General features: G+C 43.2%; 13 protein-coding genes and 1 pseudogene. 8 read left to right on the top strand and 6 right to left on the bottom strand.

Annotated features, from left to right (window positions below; translation table 11 throughout):
- Nucleotides 1–58 precede the first annotated feature (58 nt).
- The 3 genes from DWZ47_RS01845 to DWZ47_RS01835 form a co-directional block, all read right to left on the bottom strand.
- The gene (locus DWZ47_RS01845) at nucleotides 59–1558 is read right to left on the bottom strand and encodes a tyrosine-type recombinase/integrase (protein ID WP_039953531.1); all 1500 of its coding nucleotides are present in this window, start codon (nucleotides 1556–1558) and stop codon (nucleotides 59–61) included.
- A 403-nt stretch (nucleotides 1559–1961) separates the two neighbouring features.
- Entirely contained in the window at nucleotides 1962–2738 is a 777-nt protein-coding gene (locus DWZ47_RS01840) for a Cof-type HAD-IIB family hydrolase (protein WP_004311110.1), read from the bottom strand.
- 217 nt (nucleotides 2739–2955) lie between these two features.
- Nucleotides 2956–3459 (bottom strand): RNA polymerase sigma factor, encoded by a 504-nt coding sequence (locus tag DWZ47_RS01835; RefSeq protein ID WP_004302598.1) that lies wholly within the window; start codon nucleotides 3457–3459, stop codon nucleotides 2956–2958.
- Between the two features lie 594 nt (nucleotides 3460–4053).
- Between DWZ47_RS01835 and DWZ47_RS01830 the strand changes: the two genes are divergently transcribed.
- The 7 genes from DWZ47_RS01830 (at nucleotide 4054) to DWZ47_RS01800 (ending at nucleotide 14409) form a co-directional block, all read left to right on the top strand.
- A complete protein-coding gene (locus DWZ47_RS01830) occupies nucleotides 4054–5409 on the top strand; it encodes an SWIM zinc finger family protein (RefSeq protein ID WP_004302599.1) in 1356 nt (451 codons plus the stop codon).
- Nucleotides 5397–8258 (top strand): DUF6493 family protein, encoded by a 2862-nt coding sequence (locus tag DWZ47_RS01825; RefSeq protein WP_117512178.1) that lies wholly within the window; start codon nucleotides 5397–5399, stop codon nucleotides 8256–8258. The genes DWZ47_RS01830 and DWZ47_RS01825 overlap by 13 nt, the downstream gene beginning before the upstream one ends.
- A gap of 13 nt (nucleotides 8259–8271) precedes the next feature.
- The gene (locus DWZ47_RS01820) at nucleotides 8272–11121 is read left to right on the top strand and encodes a DUF6493 family protein (protein ID WP_117512240.1); all 2850 of its coding nucleotides are present in this window, start codon (nucleotides 8272–8274) and stop codon (nucleotides 11119–11121) included.
- A 67-nt stretch (nucleotides 11122–11188) separates the two neighbouring features.
- Nucleotides 11189–11962: a M15 family metallopeptidase gene (locus tag DWZ47_RS01815; RefSeq protein ID WP_117512177.1), complete on the top strand. Its 774-nt coding sequence runs from the start codon at nucleotides 11189–11191 to the stop codon at nucleotides 11960–11962.
- Between the two features lie 68 nt (nucleotides 11963–12030).
- Complete coding sequence (locus DWZ47_RS01810) at nucleotides 12031–13221, top strand: THUMP-like domain-containing protein (protein WP_008646625.1); 1191 nt, start codon at nucleotides 12031–12033, stop codon at nucleotides 13219–13221.
- Between the two features lie 48 nt (nucleotides 13222–13269).
- Nucleotides 13270–13923: a hypothetical protein gene (locus DWZ47_RS01805; RefSeq protein WP_004302604.1), complete on the top strand. Its 654-nt coding sequence runs from the start codon at nucleotides 13270–13272 to the stop codon at nucleotides 13921–13923.
- A gap of 21 nt (nucleotides 13924–13944) precedes the next feature.
- Nucleotides 13945–14409: a hypothetical protein gene (locus DWZ47_RS01800; protein WP_004302605.1), complete on the top strand. Its 465-nt coding sequence runs from the start codon at nucleotides 13945–13947 to the stop codon at nucleotides 14407–14409.
- A gap of 18 nt (nucleotides 14410–14427) precedes the next feature.
- Here the strand turns inward: DWZ47_RS01800 and DWZ47_RS01795 are convergent, their stop codons facing one another.
- Complete coding sequence (locus tag DWZ47_RS01795) at nucleotides 14428–16278, bottom strand: mechanosensitive ion channel family protein (protein ID WP_117512176.1); 1851 nt, start codon at nucleotides 16276–16278, stop codon at nucleotides 14428–14430.
- A gap of 126 nt (nucleotides 16279–16404) precedes the next feature.
- Between DWZ47_RS01795 and DWZ47_RS01790 the strand changes: the two genes are divergently transcribed.
- Nucleotides 16405–17388, top strand: coding sequence for a calcium/sodium antiporter (locus tag DWZ47_RS01790; protein ID WP_117512175.1), 984 nt, complete (start codon nucleotides 16405–16407; stop codon nucleotides 17386–17388).
- A gap of 155 nt (nucleotides 17389–17543) precedes the next feature.
- Here the strand turns inward: DWZ47_RS01790 and DWZ47_RS01785 are convergent, their stop codons facing one another.
- Together DWZ47_RS01785 and DWZ47_RS01780 are read right to left on the bottom strand one after the other, a co-directional pair.
- The gene (locus DWZ47_RS01785; RefSeq protein WP_117512174.1) at nucleotides 17544–18326 is read right to left on the bottom strand and encodes a DUF5040 domain-containing protein; all 783 of its coding nucleotides are present in this window, start codon (nucleotides 18324–18326) and stop codon (nucleotides 17544–17546) included.
- 12 nt (nucleotides 18327–18338) lie between these two features.
- A pseudogene (locus tag DWZ47_RS01780) lies at nucleotides 18339–19228 on the bottom strand (acetylxylan esterase).
- Nucleotides 19229–19757 lie beyond the last annotated feature (529 nt).

Here is a 19757-nt window from a genome sequence, read left to right as displayed (position 1 = left end):
ATTTCAATCCACTTTTTTGCGGTATTTCACTTGGCATTCTTGCGGTGAGCAACTATAATTAGTCTGATAAGTTAGCCATCAACTCCGTCCGTTCCTCCTCGCTCAAGCCTTTCAGCATCTCAAGCAGGGCTTTCTTATCTACCACAGGAGTACTTTCTTTCGACTTCTCATTGAGTAGATAATGGTTATACTCCAGCATCTTTGCAAGCGGATAAGCACCGATATAATTGGAAGTAATGTCACCGCCGCCACTATGCCCCATGCTGTCGCTTATATATTTATAAGGTACGACACCAGAGTTATTGAGGTTGGTAGCGAAGCTGTGCCTTGCCCAAGTGGGTGATGGCACCTGTTCCATATCCAATAGTTTGGCAACTTTTGCCATGTGCTCACGTATATATCTGTTGTAGCGTTGGATAACCCATATCTCTTGTTCTGGTGTGATTAACTCACTCATGATGGGGAATACCCTTCGCCCAAGTTTTGGGACATTGCCATACCGGTTGAGTATCTCTTGAATCTCTGGAGTAACAGGAAATATCACTTCGCTGGCACTCTCGTTCCGTTCACGGGTTTTGTGGCGAAGAAAACGAAGCTGTTTGCCATGAGTGGCATAGTATAGTTCATCATAAGTCAGTCGGAGTGTATCTGCAAGGTTCTGCCCATCGCCCAGATACATAAAAAGGAATAGTCCAAGGTCGCGAAATATGGCATACTTCTCTCTGCCGAGGAACAGTTCGTTTCCATCTTTGTCTTTTGCCTCGTCAGCTTTCCAAAAGTCATAGAGCTTCCGCATGATAGCCACGTCAAGAAACTCATGTTTACGGCTCTGCGCTTTGTTGTAGCCCGTGTCCTTAAACATTTCTTTGGTATCACCTTTCATCAGTCCGTTAGCGATACACATATTGATAATGGTTCTTAGACTACGGAGTGCGATAGCAATAGTGGTGGTGCTCAATTCATTCTTCTTCATGTTTTTTACCCACTTCAAGATAAAGTCACGGTTAATATCTGCAAACGATACATCCGTTCCCAAATCTTTCACAAAGCGATTGCGTACATCCTTACTACAACGAGCGGAACCCACCTTACCTTCATTGGTCTTAGATTGAATGTACGAATCCCAAACAGTGATGATGGTGCTATCATCGTCTTTCTTGCCTTGGAACCTATCTTGCAACTTGCGAAGAGAGAAATTGTTTTCTGAAATCAGTTGATTAGCCATCTGCTCCACTCTGTCCATCAGATTCTTCATATCGTTACGCTCCGCTAATTGGATGCGCCGACCGCTTTTCTCATAATCGCAAAGAACCAACCATTCTTCCATAGTGTATGATTTTCCTAAGCGCAGGAAAATCTTTTGTCCACCATGACACACACGCACAGCTACTGGAAGCGGTTGCGAATAGTCGCCCGCTTTTCGTATGTCAAGAGTCAGCGAACCATACACATTGCCATTCGCAGCCGTGAATTTCGCAAGGCATTTTTCTCCTCTTGCATTGGATTTTCCGTTCTTCTTTGCCATTTCGGTGACCTTATTCGTTTTTTCAATCTCCATAATGCACTTATTTATAGTTAATATTCCGCTCGTTTTGGTGACCTTCAGGTGACCTTTTCGCACGAAAACCACTGCAAATATACGCATTTCCCTGCAAACAGCAAAATGTGTTAGATACTGATTATCAGTACAATTACACTTTATGCAATCCTATGAAATAATCCACAAAAAGACTCATAATCTGGAGGTCCCTGGTTCAAGCCCAGGCTGGTCCACTGAAAAATTCCTGTAAGTGTTTCACTTGCAGGAATTTTTCCTTTTTATAGCCATCCTCCAACTAGAATAAAAGATAACTAATTGTTCCCAAACAGGTAAAAACAACAGCAACGGACAAAGCAGAAATGGCGAAGAATAAGCAATAGGGGAATAACACCTATAATATTAAGCTATAGAGTACCCAATATTAAATAATTCCAAAATGTTTCAGCGCTTTACAAAGCCCGTCATTCTCCACCGTATCAGTAACAAAATTGGCTGAAGCCTTGACTATCTCCGATGCATTTCCCATAGCCACTCCGATTCCGGCAACTTTCAACATAGGAATATCATTACCACCATCGCCGCAAGCCATTATTTCCGTCATTCCGATCCCATAATAATCAGCAAATACCGAAAGGCCGGTTGCTTTACTTATTCCTGCCACATTTACGTCAGCAAATAAAGGATGCCAGCGCGACAAGGAAAGATTAGGCAGAAACGACATCACTTTTTGTTCCATCTCATCATCGATATAAAAACAAAGCTGACAACACTCTTTCTTTTCAAACAGGTTTTCAATGTCTACAACGGTCGGGATAGGGTGTTCCACGATTTTAGCAATCTGTTCGACAGTCGGAGTCAGACGATTAACAAACACACCTTCATCCAATTCAATAGCGACTGCAAAATCAAAGGTCTTTGCTATTTCCATGGCTTTCTTAAAATCATCTTTCGGAATAAGGTGCTTTCTTATCACGGTGCCATCCCGCAAAACACAGTCGGCACCATTCAATGCAATAATTCCGTCATACGGAACATCAGCTATTTCATGAAGGTCGCCTGCCGCTCTACCGGTAGCAATGACTATTCGAATTCCACCGTCATGAATCTTCCTAAGGGCATCAACAGAGGATGGCAACACTTTATGAGTTTCAAAACTTACCAATGTTCCATCCACATCGAGCATGATTGCTTTTATCATAACATTTATATCTTTATTCATTCTTCGACAATTTAGAGAAGCAAATCGACTATCCTTGACTGATAAGTCAGAGCAGTCAATTAAACAGTGACAAAGTTACTGAAAAAATTCCCATAACAAATACAAACCTCCAACACATAAAATAAAAAAGGCAAAAGGAAACGAGATCCTTTTGCCCTATACCTATTGATACCAACTGAAAATTGATAGTAAACGTTTAGCGGAAGTCCTTTAATTCTTCCTGCAATTTCTGACGGGTAAAGAATATGCGGCTCTTTACAGTACCTAACGGAAGATTCAGCTTTTCTGCAATCTCACGGTACTTGAATCCTGAAACATGCATAGCAAACGGAACTCTGTATTCTTTCGGCAGAGCATTGACTACGCGATGCATTTCTTTTAAATCGTAAGCTCTTTCCGTACTTTCAAAACCTGAATCTTGTGGCAGGTTAAGGTGATAGAGGTTTTCAGTCTGATCGACAAATGTCTGATCGCGCACTATTTTGCGGTAATTATTAATAAAGATGTTCCGCATTATAGTATACATCCATCCTTTGAAATTTGTGTCGGGGGTATATTTATCTTCGTTATCCAATGCTTTTAATGAGGTTTCCTGTAACAAATCGTTTGCTTCTTCACGATCGGTTGTCAGTTTATATGCAAAACGGAGTAATTCATCCTGTACTCCTATCAGATCTTTCCTGAAGCTTAAACTTTTCATATACGTTATTTTTTAATTGTGAGTATTCGTTATCATCATTTTGATGTTGCAAGTTTACGGGTTTTCAACAAATGTGGCAGGTGAAGAACAGACATTGTTTAGGGGAAAATCTATCCACTGATAGAATTTAGGTCATTTTTGATAGTATTCAGGTGGTTTTGAGACTGTCTTTATAGCGAAAATCCCATTTTGAAGTCACACCTGACTCAAAATGGGATAACACAAACAAAACAAACAATATTAGCGATTTTCACAAACAGCTGTCTTTTTCATCTTTAAAAATTCATAAGACTTAATTTAGAATCTGTTACTAAAACATTCTAATTATGGGAACAAAAGTATTATTTTCCGGCAAAAAGGAACGTAGAAATTAAGAATAGTTATAAATAATAGTTGTTTTATGTATAAAAAATTGTGCCTGACTATAAAGAATTGTATTTAATATTTGCTGCCAAAAGAGGCATAAATGCTTCATTTGACGATATTTTATAATATCAGTATTCCAAAGCGATGTAAATTCTCCTACTTCTTTTTTTCACTAAGAATTAATTTCTATATTTGGAGAATATACAACCAAATTCAGATTTACTATCTATGACTGATACCATCTCTTACCAATATGCAGCTCCTTCCGCACTGCAACGGTCAGCCGATCAGGACGAACTGTTTCTTGCCAAATACAGCGAAATAGAAAAGAAAGAAACACCCTGTTTCTTTTGGGGAAAGTTGACGCAACCCTACATGACAGCACGCTGCCTCATCGCATTATCCAATGTTGTGCAGTCCAGTTTTAATCTGACACCGTCACAGCTTTCCATGCTGAAAGATCCGATTGTAACCGCAGGAAATGACCGCCTGCGTTTTGAAGGATTCTCTAATTGTGCAGGTGTATATGCCAGAGTCGACGTGCTTCCTGACGGACACGACGGAGAATTTCTGGAAAACGGGACAACAAACGTAGATTTTAATCCCGGAATGATTTCTGCCTTAGGAGGAATAGGCAGACAGGAGAATATGGTAATGTCGGTCGGTCCCAAAGAGGTGGGACTTTATCATAAAGGTGAGAAAGTGATAGAACGAAAAGTACCTCTTCCCGTGAAATGGATAAAAGGGCTGACTACAGTACAGATTTATCAATCCGTTGCGGAACAGCTCTACTCCTTCAATCGCATACAAACCTTGCAACTCTTCCAGACTCTTCCGAAAAGTAGTGTGAAATGCGACTATTATTTAGTGATGCGCGGTCAAAAACCCGCCTTTTCACCGGTGAAAAGCATGAATGCCGTCTGCATTGGAGGACTTCATCGCTTACGTCTGCTCGAGCCCTTGCTTCCATTTGCCGATGAGCTGAAAGTCTTTGCGCATCCCACCATGCAATCTACCATTTGGCAACTTTATTTCGGTCCGGTACGCTTCAGCCTTTCTCTTTCCCGCGAATGTTGGAGAGGATTTTCCGGAGAAGGCGCCGCACTGGAATCTCTGCTCGAAGATGTCCCCGAAAGATGGATAGAGGCAATGGACAAATACAGTTATGCCAACCAACAGTTCAACCCCACTCTTTTTGCCATAGAGGAACATATTGACCTGGATAAGGTAGATTCTCTCGCGGCACGGCTGGCAGCCATGGGGTTATTGGGATTCGATTTGGATGAAAACAGCTTCTTCTACCGTCGCCTGCCTTTCAAAACCGAACGTATTTTAAGTCTCAATCCTCGAATGATAGCTGCAGAAAAACTATTGGAAGAAGAAAAAGTAGAAATCATATCGAATGACGAGAAACGGACAGAAGCACGCGTGGCAGGAAGTGGAGGTGTCAGGCATACGGTCATTCTCGACAGAGAGAGTGAGAAGGAGCGTTGCACTTGCACCTGGTTCAGCAGCAATCAGGGAGAACGGGGGGCTTGCAAACATATTCTAGCAGTAAAGAAACTAGTACAATGGAAGAACTAAAAAAAGAACTGGAGAAATTATCCAAGGCTTATGTGGATACTCCGGAGAATGAAGAGAAGATATTAATCCCTTTTGTCAAGAGATTACTGGAGTTACCAATGAAAGAAAGACGGAAGCTGCTGCCGGTTATCCGGGATTTACAATGGATAAAAAGTAAGTTTGCCGGTTTCAGTAGTGAGACAACCTGCAGTGCGGCACGGGCACATTTTCTATCTGCTGTCCAGTTTGTCTGCGCCAACAAACGGGAGATGGATATGGCATATCATGTAAAGTTTGATATGCTTTGCAAACTACTCCCGCTCTACTACCCCACCTGGCTGACTGATTTTATCAATGATGACAAAACTTGGTTTAATTTCGATCTCAATTACGAACAGCTGATGCAGCTCATGGATATGGGATACCTCAAAGAAATCGCTCCAAGCCGCATTGCACATGTACTCCCCTGGATTACCCGTATCAGAAATAAAGAACCTAAAGGAAACGATACTTTCAACAGTGAGTTATTACTCAAGCGGGACATCACCCTGAAAGAACATATCTGGACGATTTTCGAATACGAATCGTCCATCGGCTATCAAGATGATTGCGCCAAAGAGGCTTATAAAAAAGGAGTTACCGCACGGGATGAAAGTATCAGTGCCGCTCTCTACCGCTTTTCGCTGGACGGCCATCTGGATAGAGAACGCCTATTAAAAGCCACACTCGCCACCTTCCACCGGAGTTTCAAAAAAGATATGGCAGGATGGTTTGCCGGATTCTTCGAAACTCTGCAACCAACTACCGGAGAACTGTTATCCTTGCAAGAAGAGATGATGCAAATATTCACCTCTTCCTATACCAAACCGGTGAACGTGATGTTGCAACAGTTGAAAAATATTGCATCCGAAGAAGGATTCCGTTATCAGGAATTCATCGAACGTGCAACCACCCTTTTCTTCTCCAGCCCCAAAAACTCGCTGCTTACCATTTACGCCCTCTTTGAAAAGATCGTCGCACAACATCCCGAGATGAAAGAGCCCTGCTGCATCACTCTCTGCCAACTCTTCTTGAAGAAAGACGAAAGCCTTCAAAAGAAAGCCGCTAATTTTATATCAAAGTATGGAGACGCCTCTTCATCCAATCTCCAGGAAACACTGCAATCTTATCAACCGGAGATGTTTCAAAGCGTGCATGCGATACTCTCATCTTTCAAACCGCAGCCTGCGGAAGATACCCTTGAACCCGATGCAAGTGTAGGAGAAACGGTACGCATCTGCAGGGAAGACAACTTTATCCCCTTCCCCGCCAACAAAGAAGATTTCCTGTTCCAGCTTAGTCGTTTGTTCGATATGGAGGAAAGTTGGGAGATAGAAACAACCATCGCCGCCATCATTGCTTTCCATCCCCAATTGGACAAAGAAGATCTCAACCGGATGGAACCTGTTTTCCAACGGGCTGCCACTATCGTTGCCAATAGCTGGGAGCCATACGAAGATCTTCTCGCTACCTTCCTACTGGAATATCAACGCTTATGGGCACAGAAAGATACCTCCAACACAGGATTTTTGAGAAATATGTTCACCCGACTGGAAGAAAGGCTGAAAGGAATAGATGAAAACAGAGGAGCTTACGACGAGCGCTCTTTCAAACGACTTGTCGACTGGAAACCCGGCTACAGCAACGCAACCTGTTTCACACCCATCAAACATTTATGGCTAAATGTGATCCGTAAAATAAAAGGAGGCAATGCCTTCCCCCTACTTTCTACTCCCACCCATACCCCGGCATACGTACAGGCTACCGAACTGGTACGCCGGCTTGCCGTATATCAGAAAGCAGAAACGAAACCCTGTCCATGGGATTTCCAGCTAGCTATTGCCCGATGTGCTATGGAAGACAAAGAAGAAGCCATCGCCACCGCCCGGCAACTGTTGCAAGATGAATACCTGCATCTCTTTCTGTTCCTGTTGGATGAAAACACGCTACCCGAACCGCCCTACAATCATCCAACCGCCTGGATGGCCGCCGGACTGGTAAAAGCACCGGAGACGGAATTCGAAGCATTCAAATCTTTCGCCTGTAACACATTACCACACAACTATCTGACAGGAGACTACGAGTGGAAAGAGGTAAAACCCAAAGAGAAATCATACGAAACAGACAGGCGTCTGCTCCAACTCGAGTTCTACAAATGGCATACATATGCCGAATGCAACAGCCACCAGTTATGGCAGGAACATCTGATTATCAACAGTAAATATAACATGGATGATTCCCGTTACATGGAACCTTTGTTATGCTGCTTTCCCAACCGCCCGGAACCATTAATAGCCCAGATTATCACTTGCTACATGACTTTCGGCACTCCGCAGGAAGACAGCAAACGCACCCTCGCCTGTGCCTTGCGCATGTTGTTGTCTTTCCACTGCCCGCTCAAAGAGATGAGTTTACTCCTACTAAGTGGTTCGCTGCTTTTTGTAGACAAAACAGTCCGTTCCTATGCAGCCGAATTATGGGTAGAAGGAATATCCACAGGAAGAATAAACAATCACCGGGTAGGAGAAATCCTGGCCCGCCTCATCCAGATGGAACTTGCTCCACTAAAACGCTTCACCACCCAAGTGTACGAAAGCATGTACAAACGAAGTACTTTCCACAACCAGCAACTGGAAGCACTGCTCACAGAATTTATAGGCGGATTGCCAGACAAACCCGTTACCGGACTCAAACAACTGCTCGAACTTTATCTGGAGCTATTGACCATCAACCACAGCAAGGTTACAGACGAACAAATCCTGCAACGCCTACAAGAATGGGGCACAAACAGCAACCTGAAAAAAGTGACGACTTCACTCAACAACCTATAACAAATTCATGATTATGACCATAGAAGAACGCCTCAACGAGATAGTAGAAAAAGGACAAGGCGATGCCATCATCCCTTTTCTGCAAGGATTAACGCAGGAAGAACGAAAAACGCTTGTTCCCTGCCTTAACAAATTGGAAGAACACTACAATAAATTCGTGCAACTTAACGAGAATACATACGGTACACGCGGAACTCCCGAACAGCATCGTATCATCAATCTTACCGCCCTCGTCATCTATTCGCTAAAAGAATTCCGCAAACACGAATGGGGAATCTATACAGAACAGCTGAACGAATTGATTCCGTGGTATATTCCTTCCTGGCTCGACAGTTTCTTCAAAGAGGGTGAAAGCAGGGAATTTGGCGGTTTCTATGGAATGAATTACGAAACTCTGATGGATTGGATAGAACAGGGAGTACTCACCCTAACACCCTCTCCGCAAACCATCGCCGGTTATCTGGTGAACTACATGAACAATACCGATTTCCTGCAAAAGCGGGCAATCACACTCAAAGAACATATCTGGTATCTGTTCCAATACGATTGCGGACAAAACTGGACGGATAATCGTACAGGCGGACAGCCTTATTTCTCTTTCAGATACTTCGTAGAACACGGTCAACTAGATCGTATGCGTGTATTAAAAGAATCTCTGCTTGCCGTCAACCGGAATCTGAACAAAAACCTAAGCAGTTGGTTTGCAGGCATGTTTACCGCACTTAACCCCAGTACAGAAGAACAACTAACACTACAACCGGAAATGTTTGCCGTTCTGTCCGCCCCTCACAGCCGTCCGGTAAATATCATACTCGGACTGCTGAAGAACTTATGCACTCACCCACAATTCCAGGCTGAAGAGTTTCTAAGTCAGACTTCCGTGCTTTTTGCTTCGGACGTGAAAGCGATTCACCAAAACACACTGGCAGTACTCCATAAGCTGGCAAAAGAAAGAAAAGAACATCGCGACACTATCTGTTGTGCAGCCGCACAAGGACTGATGAGCCGGGAAGAATCCACCCAAAGCAAGATAGTCAAACTTATTCAGACGTATGGAGAGACGGCATCCACCACATTAAAAGAGATACTTTCCATATATACGGAAACCATGTTGGCTAATACTAAAAAGGAGCTGAAAGCGTATTTGGAGAATAACGAGCCGGAAGATTCCGCCTCTTTCACGTATGAGCCAATACTCCCTATCATCCGTGAAGACAACCGGATACAGGAAATCACTTCCACTGAAGACCTGATATTTCTAGCCAGCCAAGTGCTCGACGTGAACGAGATCTATCACTTCGACCTGTTACTCGGAGCCTTAGTGAAATGGGACTGGCAACAGGAAGCAAAACAAATCTCTCAATGGACCCCTATTCTCCAACGTGCCTACAAATTGCTGATGAGCGGAGGAAGTTCCCGAAATGGTATATTAGACCAGTTAATGGCCACCTTCCTCCTTGACTATGCCAAACTGCTGATTAAACGTTTCCCTGAAGAAGCCCAAGAGTTAAACAACTTACATCTGAAAATGGTACAAAAAGACGAACTTCAAAAAGGCAAATGGGGGTATCGTAATCTGCAAAAACTCACCATTCGTGAAAAGACGAACAAAAAAATAAAGTTCCCCGTTCATAAGCAACTGTTATGCCGGACATTAGACCTTCTGGAAAGCAAGGAGAAACCTTTGCCCCTATTGTCCACTCCCACTCATACACCGATGTTTATCGCTCCGGAAACCCTGATAGAAAGGTTAAAACAATATCAGCAGGCAAATGCCGAACCGGACGATATGGATATGCAAACAGCACTTTCACGAGTGGCACTGGAAAGTTCGTCGCAAGAGCTTCCTCTGCTCCTCCGAAGTTTGAAAGGAGAATACCGGCACCTGCTCACTTTTTTGCTGGGAGAAAAAGATGTACTCCCCCAACCACCTTTCAATCATCCTTCCTGGTGGATGATGGCAGGATTAATGAAATCACCGGAAACAATCTATTCTGAATTTAAAGACTTCTCTTACAATAAAAGTCCACGTGAATTTCTGACTGGAAACTTTAAATGGAGAACCTATCAGTATACTGACTCGTACACGGATTATAACAAGAAAACGGTAGAATGGATTTGTTCAACTCTTACTTTCGATATTCCGGAAAGCGAGAACTCTCATGTCATCAATAAAGACAAATATAATGAAAGAGTCAGTTACTATTCATACGATCCGCATCCGTTACTGGTTGAAATGTACCCACAGATAGAACGTTTTGACGACATACAGAACGACTTACCACGTTTGGCATGGTTAACTCCCAATATACCGGAGCCACTATTGGTATGGTGCATCCGCAGTGCCATATACGCCCCGACGTTAAATGAGGTAAGGGAAGCAGGTATCACCCAAGCTGCTATTGAAGCGCTTCATCAGTTAAGGCATACATGGCACGAAGTGTCTTACCTGCTGGAAGCCACTTGCATGCTGGTAGCCGATAAAACTTCCCGTTCCTATGCAGCCGAAATCTGGATAGAGCGTGTAGGTCAAGGCTCCATAGACAGTGGACGCATAGGCAGTATCTTAGGTTCGCATCAACATACCGGCTGGGGACCGCTGAAAAGACTCACTGACCTGATACAGCAACAAATGATAAACGTCAGTCCGCTGCATAACCGGGAATTAGAGAAACTAATCGTGGCAATGTTGACCGGACTTCCAGAAAAGCCTGTCAAAGACTTAAAGAAATTACTAGAAATATATGCAGAGCTGTTATCCATCAACCACAGCAAAGCCGAAGACGAACACGTTTTGCACCTGCTTGACGCATGGAAAGGAGTGGCCAATCTGAAGAAAGCAGTAGCTAATATCCAACGGTAAGAGAGGTAGCTTATTGGAGCTAAAGCCAAAAAGAAGTATCTTTGGCACACTAAATACAAAAGGTTGAATGATTATTCTAAAATATAGTTTAGCTATTTTCTGTTTACTGCTGACAGGATGCTCCTTCTTTTCCAGCCATAAGGAAAAGGAGAGCACTCCCCTCATGGAATACGAACAAACGACGGAGGATATACAACCATGCGAAGAATGTTCCATCATCTCACCACCGGAACGAAGCGAAATGGCTCTCTACATGGACTCATTAGGACTCGTCAATATAGCTGACCTGGATAGCAGTCTCGTTGTAAAACTGATGTATACACAGGCTGATAATTTCACAGGCGAAGTGCTTTACGACAACTTAACGGAAGCCTACCTGCATCCGGATGCGGCATACGCTCTGATAGAAGCACAAAAAGCCTTAAAGAAACTACACCCGTCTTATAGTCTTATCATTTACGATGCGGCACGTCCCATGTCGGTACAGAAAAAGATGTGGAACGTAGTGGAAGGAACGTCCAAATATAAATATGTCTCCAACCCCAACCGTGGAGGCGGGTTACACAACTACGGACTGGCAGTAGACATCAGCATCCAAGACTCTCTGGGACAACCCCTGCCGATGGGAACCAAAGTAGACCACTTAGGCATGGAAGCACACATCACAGACGAGATCGGATTGGTACATAATGGAAAAATGAGTGAAACAGAGCGTCAGAACCGGTTACTGCTACGAAAAGTGATGAAAGAGGCCGGATTCCGTGCATTACCCAGCGAATGGTGGCATTTCAATTTTTGCAGCCGGGACGTAGCCAAACAGAAGTATAAGTTAATACCATAACCGACACTCAACAACCCCATAATCAGAGCTCGACGATTCATTGTAATATCCTATAACACAATAACACCATGATGCAAATCTCTCCTGAAACCCAACTTTTTATTCGCGAACATTCATCGGACGATGTACGTGTGCTGGCTTTACAAGCTAAAAAGTACCCGGATATAGATATGCCAACTGCCATCACCCAAATTGCAGGAAGGAAGGTAGCAGCCGAAAAGATTCCCTCATGGTGGGAAATAGAAAAGATATGGTATCCGAAACATCTGTCGCTGGAACAATGCTCTTCAGAAATCACCGCCCGCTACAAAGCACGTCTTTTGCAGGGAGATTCTCTGACCGACCTCACCGGCGGATTCGGCATTGACTGTTCTTTTCTTGCCACCGGATTCAAATCCGCCACTTACGTAGAACGTCAGGAAGAACTCTGCGAAATAGCAGCACATAACTTTCCCGTACTGAATCTAAACCATATAAACATAAAAAACGAAGATGGAGTAACCTACCTGCAAGCAATGTCCCCCGTAGACTGCCTTTTCCTCGACCCCGCGCGTCGCAATGAGCACGGCGGAAAAACGGTTGCCATCTCCGACTGCGAACCAAACGTAGCCGAACTGGAAGAGCTTTTACTTCAAAAAGCCAACCGGGTAATGATAAAACTCTCCCCCATGCTCGATCTTTCATTGGCACTGAAGGAGTTGAAACAGACACAGGAAGTTCACATTCTGTCCGTCAACAACGAATGTAAGGAACTACTTATCCTACTCGGACAAACATCACCGACAGAAATCTCCATTCATTGCGTGAACCTCTCCACGAAAGGGACTCAAGAAGAACAACACTTTGTATTCACCCGCGAACAGGAACAATGCAGCGAATGCACATATACGGATTCTTTAGAAACCTATCTTTACGAACCGAATGCCTCCCTTCTGAAAGCCGGTGCTTTCCGAAGCATTGCAGCAGCCTATCCTGTCCGCAAACTGCATCCCAATAGCCATCTTTATACTTCCGATACTTTCATTGAAAACTTCCCCGGAAGAATATTCCGTATTGTCAACCAGTGCAGTTTCAATAAAAAAGAAGTAAAGGAGAATCTGGCAGACCTGAAAAAAGCAAATGTAACTGTCCGTAACTTCCCCGCCACAGTAGCCGAACTCCGCAAACGAATCCATTTGGCTGAAGGAGGAGATACCTACTTATTTGCCAGTACATTAAATAATGGGCAAAAAGTTCTGATTCGCTGTGAGAAAGTCTGAACTATTTTCTATTTTTGCAAAAAAGAAACACAATCTAAACTAATCCAGATGAATCAAACACTCATAAAAGCCATTCTATTACTAATCGCATTCACCTTGTCCTGTCACACTCTACTTTTCTCACAGAGAGATTTTGAGCGACACGAGTTCTCTTTTCACGCGGGCTACGGTGTTATGTTCCATCACCCTCCTACACTCACGTTAAGTACCCACAGTTACCAACGTACACTCGCACAAGGCGTAAGCTGGGATGGACAATATAATTTCCGCCCTCTCAAACGTTTTGTCTTTGGAGGAATCTACTCCGGATTTTCTTCCAAAGGAAGTCATCCTGAAGGGAAGGACCATTTATGGGTTCATTTCATTGGTACTCAAATCGGAATGTGTAATGCCAACACCAAACATTGGCAAATCCGCGTAACAACTGGTCCCGGTGGAGTCATTCTACGGAACAACAGTGAGGTGTTCGGCAAAACACGGAAAGTGAAAGCCTTCACTATTGGTCTCCTGACCAATGCCAATCTTACCTATAAACTGAATCCCAATCTGGGAGTCAGTCTAGGAGTACAATATATGTATAGTGAACTGCTTAGAATTAGAACCCACTATCACGGAGAAAGGGTTATTGTAAAACTCGATGGCAATAATGATACCAACCTCACACGAATAAATTTCACTACGGGATTATCCTATTATTTCTAACATTCACTCAAAAAAAGCACTATGAAGAAATATATACTCATTCTTTTTTCCATTATCAGCTTTTGGAGCTGTACGGAAGATGAATCGATTGACATCACAGTTTTACCTTCTGTCACCACTACAGGTGCCAACACCTTTGGCTGTCTGATGGACGGATGGATTTATGTGGGAGGACGATACCTGAATTGGGGGCACTCGTATGTCTGGACGTATGATTCATTCCACTACTATCCGGAGGAGGACAAACTATCCGTCAATGTTTCCGTCAAACCTGACATCAACATACACTTCATCATTTTATCTCCCCAGGAAGGCAAAGAAGCAACTCTCACCGATATACGGTTCAGAGGAGAAGAACTGGAAGACGGAACAGCTTTTATAAGCCATTTCGACCCAGAATTGAATATTATCAGTGCAACCTTCGGCAACGGCAAACGTCTGACTAACGGACGTTTTGATATTCATTATACAACACAACAGCAATAATGGCGGCGACAGTAATAACTATTCAGATTTACTTTCTTCCCCCGCCTTATTGGAAGGATTGTTACTTTTCTGATACTCTTTGGGAGTGGTTGTCTCATTTCCATCCCGTACAGCCATATAGTGCGGCGACATAATTTCAATGCCGGCTTCATTAAATTTATCCTGAATATTCTGATGCAAATCCGAATAAATCTGTGCCATTTTATCTGCTTGTTTGATATAAGCATTAATTTGATAGACCGGATACCAGTCGCTCAAAGAAGTCTCTAACACAAACGGACGCGGATCATCCACCACTCCGGGAGTATTCAACGCAGCATCAATCAGTATCTGATTAACCTGTCGCCAGGGAATATCATAACCGATAGATACTTCCGAGTGAATAATCAGTCCATATTCACGTGCCGAAGTACTGTAGTTTACCGTATGAGACGACATGATAAATGAATTGGGAACAGTCACAACCTCATTTTTAGGAGTCCGAATACGTGTCACTAGAGGAGTCTTTTCGATGATATCTCCGGTGGTATCATTCAATTTAATCCGGTCACCCATCTTAAACGGACGCATATAAGTGATAACCAATCCAGCGATGATATTGCCAATAACCGTACTTGATCCGAGCGAAACAATCAATCCGACAAATACCGAAATACCTTGGAACACTCCGGAATCGGAACCCGGGAGATAAGGATAAATCATCGCAATCATAAATGCATAGAGCAGGAAACGAGCGATATGGAAAGTTGGCATCGCCCAGTCCGGGTAGAAGCCGTTGATTTTGAGCCGTCCTGCTTCCACCTCACGTGCCAGATACAAGACGAGACGTACCAAGTATTTCACGGCATACCAGATAACGATGATAGTAAACAATTTGGGCACATAGTCGATAATACCCACAAAGATACCGCGAATCGGATTCCATATATATCCTAACAGTTGGTATGCCAGTCCTTCCGTCTGGGGGAAGATGATGAAAATCAACGGTACGGTAAACAGTAGTTGCAATCCCATCAATATATACCGCCCGATACTGGACAGGAATACCAACAGGTTCGCCTGTTTCTGCGCATCCAGCAATTCATACCCCTGGATGGATACCGGTTTTATCTTCGTATCTTTCAGGCGCAGGATACGCGCTTTCAGTTTACGGAACAACCAGTTGGTCAAGCGGAACAGGAAATACTGTCCCACAATTACCAACACAAAATAGAGCACACGCTTTGCCATCCGCCAAAGTCCGTGCTCCGCTTTCATCTCATGCAGTTTGGTAATGACGTTCTGCTGTCTTTCCTTAGCCAACGAATCACGGGAAACTCCTTCCCACAAAGCATCCTGATCGGTAAGAGAAAGCAGTACTTTGCTGCCGTACATCAAATCGGAAACAATGTCCGAATGGTCGATAGCCACAGAGTCGGGTTGTAGATTAAAGCGTCTTCCTATCTCTTCAATCGCTGCACCGGTCATTTGGGCACGTTGCTGAGGAGTATATCCGCCTCGTTTGGTGAAAAGGTAGAATAAGGTATCACCGTCCGCCACTACCGGTATTCCCTTAGTGAACTGACGCAGAGAGTCGATACGCTGTCGCTGCTGTACATACTTGACGGAGTCGGCAGTAGCCATCTGGAGCTTCATCTGCTCCATTTCCATCCGCATATTCGCCTCATTGAGCCGGGCTTCTTCCAACGATTTCCGCATATCCGCCAGATGGATAGAGTCCGAATCCCGTTTCAAAGGAACGTGTCCGTTCGTTATTGTATCTCCGGCAAATATCTTCTTAACCGCCTGTTCCAACTGTGCCTGCGCCCCGATTGCCAAAAAAGAAAGGAACAACATCAGTAACGACCGTTTTATTTTATTTATTTCCATACCTTATATCCCTTGGTTATAATTTAAGGTTAATCTAACTTTTCATAAAAACAGAGCAAACATACGGATTGTTTTTGACATTACCATTTCCAAATTGATTATCTTTGCCACTAAAAGAGAAAAAGCATGAATATATTATTACTTATCGGGGGATTAATCCTCATTCTTCTAGGAGCTAACGGATTAACAGACGGTGCCGCCTCGGTAGCCAAGCGTTTCCGCATCCCTCCCATCGTGATCGGACTTACCATCGTTGCATTCGGTACTTCTGCCCCGGAACTGACGGTCAGTGTATCTTCTGCTCTCAAAGGAAGCGCGGATATTGCCATAGGCAACGTGGTGGGAAGTAACATTTTCAATACATTGATGATTGTAGGCTGCACGGCATTATTCGCCCCGATTGTCATCACCCGCAATACACTTAGAAAAGAGATTCCGCTCTGCATACTTTCTTCTATTGTCTTGCTGATTTGTGCCAATGATGTATTTTTGGATAAAGCTCCGGAGAATATCCTGAACAGAGTAGACGGCTTGTTGTTGCTTTGCTTCTTTGTCATTTTCATGGGCTACACTTTTGCCATCGCTTCCAAGCCGGTTACAACGGAACAACAGGCAGAACATCCGGTCATAGAAGAGGAAACAGAAATCAAATCACTGCCTTGGTGGCAATCCATTCTTTACATCATCGGAGGCTTGGCCGCCCTTATTTATGGAGGGCAGTTGTTTGTCGACGGTGCCACGGGCATCGCCCGCAACCTGGGTGTCAGCGAATCGATTATCGGACTGACACTGGTTGCAGGAGGGACTTCTCTCCCGGAACTGGCTACGTCTATCGTTGCCGCATTAAAGAAAAATCCGGAAATTGCCATTGGAAATGTGATTGGTAGTAACCTCTTCAATATATTCTTTGTACTGGGATGCAGCGCGAGCATCACTCCTCTCCACCTTAGCGGAATCACCAATTTCGACTTGTTTACATTAGTAGGTTCCGGTATTCTGCTTTGGTTATTCGGGTTGTTCTTTGCCAAGAGAACGATTACAAGAATCGAAGGAGGGATTATGATACTTTGTTATGTGGCATACACAGTGGTATTAATTTATAATACCTGAAAATAAAAAAAGGCTCCCGACAATAATAATATCGGGAACCTTTTCATTCATATTAATAAATAAAAAACTAATACTTATTTCACACTAACAATCGCCAGTATATTTACACAACCGAAACTATAATACAATTTCTGCCACAGCCATCTCACAAAATTTCATTCACTGATAAACTCCTTTGGCAATAAAATCCGGCGCATCGTATCCGCAAAGATAGCAGCCATACGTTGCTGTATATAAGATTTCTCTCCATGTAACGGATGCCACCCATAAACTTCACCATAAGCAACCTGCGTATCACCGCCTGTAAAAATACGACTAAACTGCTCACCTGTCACAGGATGTTTCTGCCTCTTCGAGAAACCAATGTATTTGTCAAACTCAACAACTGGAAACCCCCACTTCTCTGCAAGCATACGTATAGTACTATTGAACATCGGACGACTATCGTTCCAATGAGTACACAATACAATCAACGCCGGTTTTCCATATGGTGAGTTATAGTACTTTGACACCAAATTAAACTTCTGATTGTAACATTCGGATATATACTGCTTGATAACATAATCATAACACGCAGCATAATCGGAAGCATCAAAAGGAAGCACATAATCTTTATAATTTTCTTTCAGATGATCCGAATGAAATACATCTTTATCATGTACCTGCATGATGACAAACACATCAATTTCATCCAATTCTTTAGAAGAATAGAGTGTTCCTTCAGCCATTCGGTTAGCCGTATTCGCAATCGACTCGCTGGATACTGCACGGTTAACAGGTACAGTTCCCAATGCCCGGCATCCCATCTCAAACCATTTATTATTGGGTTCGGCAAAAGATGCCCCCGACAATAATATCGTATATCGATCTTTATTCTGTGCATTTCCATAAAAACAAACGAGCACAAGCAACAAAAGTAAACTACTTATTTTTTTCATTTCAAACTATTTTTATTTTCTGAACTTCATCATCCAATCCCAACCTTTATTCCATTGTTCCGGATAATTATAATGTCCTGTCTCCTCTACCACGAATAGTTTCTTCTCTGACTGAATCATATTATATGTACTATAGATTGTTGTAGGCGGACAAACTATGTCATTATACCCAAACGACATATAACAAGGCACATCAAGTCTCCTTGCAAAATTAGCAACATCATAATAAGCTGCAGTTTCCACTTTGGATTTCAATGCCGGATTTTCCTCACAATTACGGAAATAATGCGGCCACCCACCTGCACGACCACAAAGATAAGCAGTCAGGTCACAAAGTGCGGGATAAAAGGTCATAATTGCCTTTACTTTCGGATTCAACGCTGCCGTTACAATAGACAGTGCCCCCCTTGACTTCCTCCAGCCACAAACAGATTAGTCCCGTCATACTGTGGTAACGTAGCTAAATAATCAACCGCCCTCACGCAACTCAAATAAACTCGCCGATAATAAAAATTAGAACGAGAATCCATATTCATCGTGGGATAACCATTTAGTGCACCATTGGCTAAAGCATCATACACAGTTTGCGGCAAGTTCACCGGAATACCATGGATACCTAGTTCTAAAGTTATAAAACCATTTTCAGCCGTAGCCACATCACCTGTATATGAGCGTACACCCGCCCCGGGTACTTTCAAAATAGCCGGATACTTCCCCTCTTTCTTCGGTACACAAAGGATACCATATACTCTGGTATTCGAGGCAAATACCCCCAAACCAAGATGATAGACATTGACGTTCTCTGTACAAGAAGTCGGAATTAATTGCAACCGGACATTCATAGGTACACAAGCTGTCTCTGCCAACTGCCTATCCCAAAAAGCATTAAAATCTGTCGGCATTATAACTGTCGGCACCAACTTTTCCGGCTCAAAACCTACCGTACACAGGCCTTCATAACGGCAATGGTCATAAACAGCCTCAACCTTACAACGCAAAAATCCACTTTTTTTCATCGTCCCGCCCTTAATACGTCCGGTTCCATCCGGCAACATCAACGAATCTTGTTTCAAAGGCTCCATCATATCCTCTTCTATCGAATAAGTGACCACGCTCCTAACCGGAATACCCGACACCTTGACAGTAACATTAAAATCAACTTGTTCACCCAGAGAATAATCAAATTTCTTCTGTTGAGGTGAAATCCCTACTTCCACCATTTGTCTGGACGGCTGTGCCTGCAGAGCAGGTGAATACATTACTAAAAAGAAACACAAATATGATAAATATATTCTCAATAACATAACTTTATCCTTTCCAACTAAATTGACAATCTTTATGCACCGATCACTTTCACCTTTCCAGCGTCCGTACGCCACAAAGTCACCAGCCATACAAAATATATAACATCTTTTTCTTTTATATCTTCTT

The sequence above is a fragment of the Bacteroides sp. AF32-8BH genome (assembly GCF_003435205.1).
Taxonomy (GTDB): Bacteria; Bacteroidota; Bacteroidia; order Bacteroidales; family Bacteroidaceae; genus Bacteroides; species Bacteroides ovatus.
Note: the sequence above shows the minus strand (reverse complement) of the source record. Positions and strands in the feature narration are given on the sequence as shown.